The sequence below is a fragment of the Flavobacterium segetis genome, assembly GCF_900129575.1.
Taxonomy (GTDB): Bacteria; Bacteroidota; Bacteroidia; order Flavobacteriales; family Flavobacteriaceae; genus Flavobacterium; species Flavobacterium segetis.
In genome coordinates this window covers 1-5,323 of the sequence record NZ_FQWE01000017.1, presented here as the reverse complement: position 1 = coordinate 5,323, position 5,323 = coordinate 1, and the positions used below count along the sequence as shown (strand labels likewise).

Genomic DNA, 5,323 nt, shown 5'->3' with positions numbered 1-5,323 from the left:
GAATGGCATTTTTTACTCGAAAAATATCAACATATCGCTCACTTTAAAAAGTTTTTAATAACTTTAATTGCTTTACATAGGAACCCTAGCTGTTAGCGGTCGGTTTTATTTTATCAGTGCTTTAGACATCTTAATGCTCAAAGCCTTTTGTTTTATCCATTCAATTGAAATGTCAAAAGGTGTTGTAATATCGATAGAGGAAGTATTGTGTCCTAATGTTGGAAACAATGTATACTCAAAAGGTTTGCCTTGAACTTTAAATGTGTTTAATTGCTCTATACACAACTTTACGGGAATTTGTATATCCTTCTCCCCAAAAAGCCAAAGTCCAGGAATTGAAAGAGTATTCAAAGAAATTTTTGGGTCAGTCTCGACGAATTGATACTTGTCTGGGTCGTTTTTTGTGTGTTCACGAGCATCTGCATCTGTATGATTTTCCCAAAAAGTACTATTTCCGTTCGTGTAAAACTGAAATCGAAGTTGTTCTAAAGTTGTTATCGTAGGACAACTAAATAAAACCATAAATTCAATTTGTGAATTTTTGCTTGCAGTAATTGGAATTATCCATCCCGCTTGACTAAAGCCAATTAACCCAATTGGTATTTTTTTGTTTTTCAAAAAAGTTCGAAATGTTTTTACTGCCTCATTTGCGTCGTCAGATAGTAAATTAAGATTTGTAGTGTCAATATTATTAGTGCCAACAGAAGGTCCAACATACACACCACCAGATTCTCCAACTCCACGTTTGTCATATGTCAGTACAGCAACACCTTCTTTAGCAAGTCTTTTTGCGAACTCCAATTCTCTTTTTACTGGGTCAGAACCGTGAACAATTACAACCGCTGCAACTGGATTTATAGGTTTTAAAATTGAACCTGCAAGAGTTATGCCTTGACTTTCAAATTTTACATCTTGAATGGTAAAGTCATTTGATTGAGAAAAGACCATTTCTGGTAAAATTATTAATGATAACCAAAGAAATAAGTGAGAAAAAAAGTTATTGTTCATTTTAGTTTAATTTTAGTCAACCTATTTTAGGACGACGCGTTCCGCAGCATTGCCTACAACGTTTCGCCACTTTGAGATGGCTGGAATTTCGTAATCGATAAGTTTTCGGCTTAACGTAAATGTAATAAAAAAACGCTAATTCCACTAAATCCCCAATCTTGTAAAACCATTGTGTGTGCCCTGCATGAGCAGGAAGCAGATTGTAAATCGTTTGTTCTCGATTCGAAATTAGACATTTTGAATTAGAAAACAAATCCTACAGTCTGATATTTTTCCAGAGGGTGTAAGTTCCTTATGAGCGGATTGAAAACCCGAATCATTAGCACGTCGCAAGCTGGTTTACCGTGAGGTATGCAGTGAAGGCAGCGAAACGGCAAAAGTCTGTACCGACCCTTCGGCTACGCTCAGGATAAACCAAGCAGAAATTGCATAAGAGGTATTTAGTAGGGGATAAGCGTCCACAGCAACGTAAAGTCCAAAGTTTACAAAAACCTATTAGATGTAGATGCAGCGGGAATAGACGCAAGGAAAGAGGGCTGTACCGGGGGAAGTCTTGACAACTACGAGTTGGTTAGGTCAAGAAGTCAGCAGAAGTCATAGTACTTGTAGCAACGAGTTGCAAATAGAAACTGTATAGGTATCAAAATCAAGGAAGTACAGAACGCAAAGAGGTTCTTAATTTTCAACGGAATCCGCCGCGGTGGATAGCCCTGAAAAACAAGGACAGGTTAACCGATTAAAACAACAATATGATTGCACGAGTAGTACATCCCTACAATCTTCAAAAAGCCTTGGAACACGTTGTTTCCAATCGAGGCAGTGCGGGCGTTGATGGCGTAAAAGTCAGTCAACTCAAAGAGCGTTTTCCTAATCGAAAACTCCAATTGCTTGATGATATTGCAAAGGGATATTACTATTCACAACCCATTTTGGGAGTAGAGATTCCTAAAGGGAACGGCAAAGTCCGTCTTTTGGGAGTTCCTACCACTACCGACCGAGTGTTGCAGCAATCCGTATCGCAGGTTATAGCACCATTATTCGAAACCGAATTTAGTAGCAATAGTTTTGGATTTCGTCCCAACAAGAATGCCCGACAAGCCGTTGGACAATCACAGGACTATATCCATCAAGGGTTGAACCACATTGTGGACATTGACCTAAAGAACTTCTTTGACGAAGTAGACCATTGTTTATTGCTTAATTTAGTCTATCGAAAAGTGAAATGCAAAACCACGATGCGACTCATTCGAAAATGGTTACGTGCGCCAATACAAATCAAAGGAAAACTACAAAAAAGACGCAAGGGCGTTCCGCAAGGAAGTCCTCTCAGTCCGTTATTGTCGAATATTCTACTCCATGAATTGGACAAAGAAATGACAAGGCGCAAATACAAATTTGTACGTTATGCCGATGATTTTAGTATTTATTGTACGAGCCACAACGGGGCAAAAGCGACAGCACAAGCGCTTGTAAAATTCTTGAAAATGAAGCTAAAACTGATCATCAACGAGGAGAAAAGCGGGATAAAACGTCCCGTTCGCTTCACTATTTTGGGATTCGGATTTGTGCCAACTTACAAGAAAGGAAGCAAGAATGATTATTAGTTGGTAGTGGTAGAAAAAGCGTGGAAGAAACTCAAAGAAAAGCTCAAACGCATTAGCAAATAAACCGCACCAGTCAAGCAAGAAGACCGTATTGCCAAGATATACGAAATTCAACGAGGATGGTTAAACTATTTTCGGGGAACGAGTATTATGGGGAAATTACGGGATATAGATGGCTGGCTCAGAATTTAGCGAAGCGGTATCACGAATACAAAAAAAACAATAAACACTTATGAGTAAATCGACTTCGTTACTGTATTTGGCATGATTGGAAAAAACCCGAACGGAAGAGGAAAAACCTCATACGATTAGGAATTGATCAAGACCACGCCTATGCATGGAGTCGAACTCGAAAAGATGGTTGGGCGATTGCTCAGAGTCCAATTTTAGGAACTACCATCACTTTAAAACGCTTAAAACAAAAAGGGTATCAATCATTGACTGATGTTTACATCTCACTTAATCCATCTCTTTGCGAACCGCCGAGTACGTGACCCGTACGCTCGGTGGTGTGAAAGGCGCACTCCGTTCCATTAGGGGCGGAGCCGTCTACTCGATTGTAGGATGGTTTTTTAGCTTGTAGATTTTCCGACAATTATATTAATGAATTTAAAAGTTTATAGATTAAAATTCCTGAAAATATCCCAAAATACATCCAATATATTCTGTGCTTTTTTGGAATTTGAACGATTTGTTTCTCAATTAGTTTTCCATTTTTTTTTAAATATAATTCTAAATTCTTAGTGACAAATAATTCGTATTTCGATTGTAATTCCCAATCCTCCGTTTGAATTTTTATTTTGTGTTCAGTTCCAAGAAGTGAAAACTTTTTTGAGACAGGTTCACCATTTACTAAAACTCTTTCTAATCCGTAAAAGGAATTAAAAAATTCAATTTTATTAAGGTTGATGTTAAATTCATAATATTTCATATTTGTATGTTCTTTTTTAAATGAGACTTCTTTAATTATTAGTTCAAAAATAAAATACTGTGTTTTTTCAAAAGTTTGTTATGCTAAACTATAATACAACGGTTTGGCGCTTGGCGAAGGTGGCGATTTTCACCACAAATGTTGATGCGGAGAACCAAATTTTGATTAACCACTGAACTGTCTGCGGAGCACTGAACCGCCACTTTTGCCAAACCGCTGTGTGTGCCTTGCATACACTTCCAATTCCTCAAAAGTAGGAATTTTATCTAGAGGGTGCAAGTCCCTTATCGGCAAGTTGTTGATTTATATTGAGCCGATTAGCACGTGGCAAGCTGGTTTGGGGCGACCCATGCAGTGAAGGAAGCCCAACGGCAAAAGTCTGTACCGAGGAACACAAAGCGCATAAGAGGCTAGCTAAATTGGGTAAGCATGCACAGCAATGCAAAGCCTTTAGACAACAGGTTTAGTTAGTAGATGCGTCGGGGATAGACGGAAAGAGGAAGTGCTTACCGAGGGAGGTCTTTGCAACCACGAGTTGGTTAAGTAAAGAAGTCAGCAGAAGTCATAGTACTTGGGGCAACGAGTTACCAATAGAAATGGTAGAGGACTCACAAACAAGGAAGGACCCAACGCAAAGTGGTTCTTAATTTTCATCGGAATAACGCAAGTTATAGCCCTGAAAAAGCGGAACAGGAAGAATTTATTGTAAAACAACAATTATGATTGCACAAGTAACACATCCTTACAATCTCCAAAAGGCGCTACGTCAAGTAGTGGTCAACAAAGGCAGTGCGGGCGTTGATGGACTAAAAACCACTCAACTGGCGGCCTACTTCCGTGAACACAAGTTTGCATTACTGGAAGGTATTAAGAATGACCGTTACTTACCGCAACCTATTCTTGGTGTGGAAATTCCAAAAGGAGGCGGAAAGTTCCGACTCTTGGGAATTCCAACAGTAGTTGACAGACTGCTTCAACAAGCCGTATCGCAAGCGATGATGCCGAGATTCGAAAAAGATTTTAGTGTGAACAGCTTCGGATTTCGACCCAACAAAAACGCCCGCCAAGCGGTAGGCAAAGCCTTGGGAAACATTCACGAAGGCTACAATTACATTGTAGATATTGACCTAAAGACCTTCTTCGATGAAGTCGACCATTGCTTGCTGCTGAACCTAATTTACCAAAAGGTAAAATGTCCAACGACTTTGCGATTAATCCGCAAATGGCTGCGAGTGCCGATACTCATCAAAGGAAAACTGATCAAACGTAGAAAAGGCGTTCCGCAAGGAAGTCCGATAAGTCCGCTTTTGTCAAATATCTTACTCCACGAATTGGACAAAGAACTGACACGAAAAGGCTTAAAGTTTGTCCGTTATGCCGATGATTTCAGTATTTACACCAAATCGAAAACACAAGCCAAAACGGTTGGAAACGCTATCTTTCTATTTTTGAGAGACAAGCTGAAACTAACCATAAATTTGGAAAAGAGCGGGATTAGAAAACCCATTCAGTTCACGATATTGGGATTTTCGTTTGCATCGACCTATCAAAAAGGGGTAAAAGGCAGGTATCAACTAACGGTAGGGGACAAAGCTTGGGCAAAACTCAAGCAGAGTTTAAAAGAAGTGACACGCAAAACCGCACCCAAAAGTTTCGAGGAACGTATCGGTAAAATCAATGAAATCCAACGAGGATGGTTAAACTATTTTCGGGGAACAAGTATTCAAGGAAAGTTACGAGATATTGATGGTTGGTTGCGCAACCGACTGCGCTATTGCAT

At 39.4% G+C, this 5,323-nt stretch carries 5 protein-coding genes; 3 read left to right on the top strand and 2 right to left on the bottom strand.

The annotated features are described in order from the left end of the window. Window positions 1-105: 105 nt before the first annotated feature. Window positions 106-1,008 carry an alpha/beta hydrolase family protein gene (locus BUA99_RS14595; protein ID WP_072994017.1) on the bottom strand — a complete coding sequence of 301 codons (903 nt, stop codon included), beginning with the start codon at window positions 1,006-1,008 and terminating at the stop codon, window positions 106-108. A gap of 749 nt (window positions 1,009-1,757) precedes the next feature. Here BUA99_RS14595 and ltrA (BUA99_RS15630) point away from each other — a divergent pair. Continuing rightward, window positions 1,758-2,612: a group II intron reverse transcriptase/maturase gene (ltrA, locus tag BUA99_RS15630; RefSeq protein ID WP_449404144.1), complete on the top strand. Its 855-nt coding sequence runs from the start codon at window positions 1,758-1,760 to the stop codon at window positions 2,610-2,612. A gap of 90 nt (window positions 2,613-2,702) precedes the next feature. Further along, window positions 2,703-2,804, top strand: a complete 102-nt coding sequence (locus BUA99_RS15625) for a hypothetical protein (protein WP_449404145.1) — start codon at window positions 2,703-2,705, stop codon at window positions 2,802-2,804. 403 nt (window positions 2,805-3,207) lie between these two features. Here the strand turns inward: BUA99_RS15625 and BUA99_RS14585 are convergent, their stop codons facing one another. After that, a complete protein-coding gene (locus BUA99_RS14585; RefSeq protein ID WP_072994015.1) occupies window positions 3,208-3,543 on the bottom strand; it encodes a hypothetical protein in 336 nt (111 codons plus the stop codon). Between the two features lie 719 nt (window positions 3,544-4,262). Here BUA99_RS14585 and ltrA (BUA99_RS14580) point away from each other — a divergent pair. Further along, the coding region (ltrA, locus tag BUA99_RS14580; RefSeq protein ID WP_072994013.1) for a group II intron reverse transcriptase/maturase at window positions 4,263-5,323 on the top strand (1,061 nt) is incomplete at its 3' end.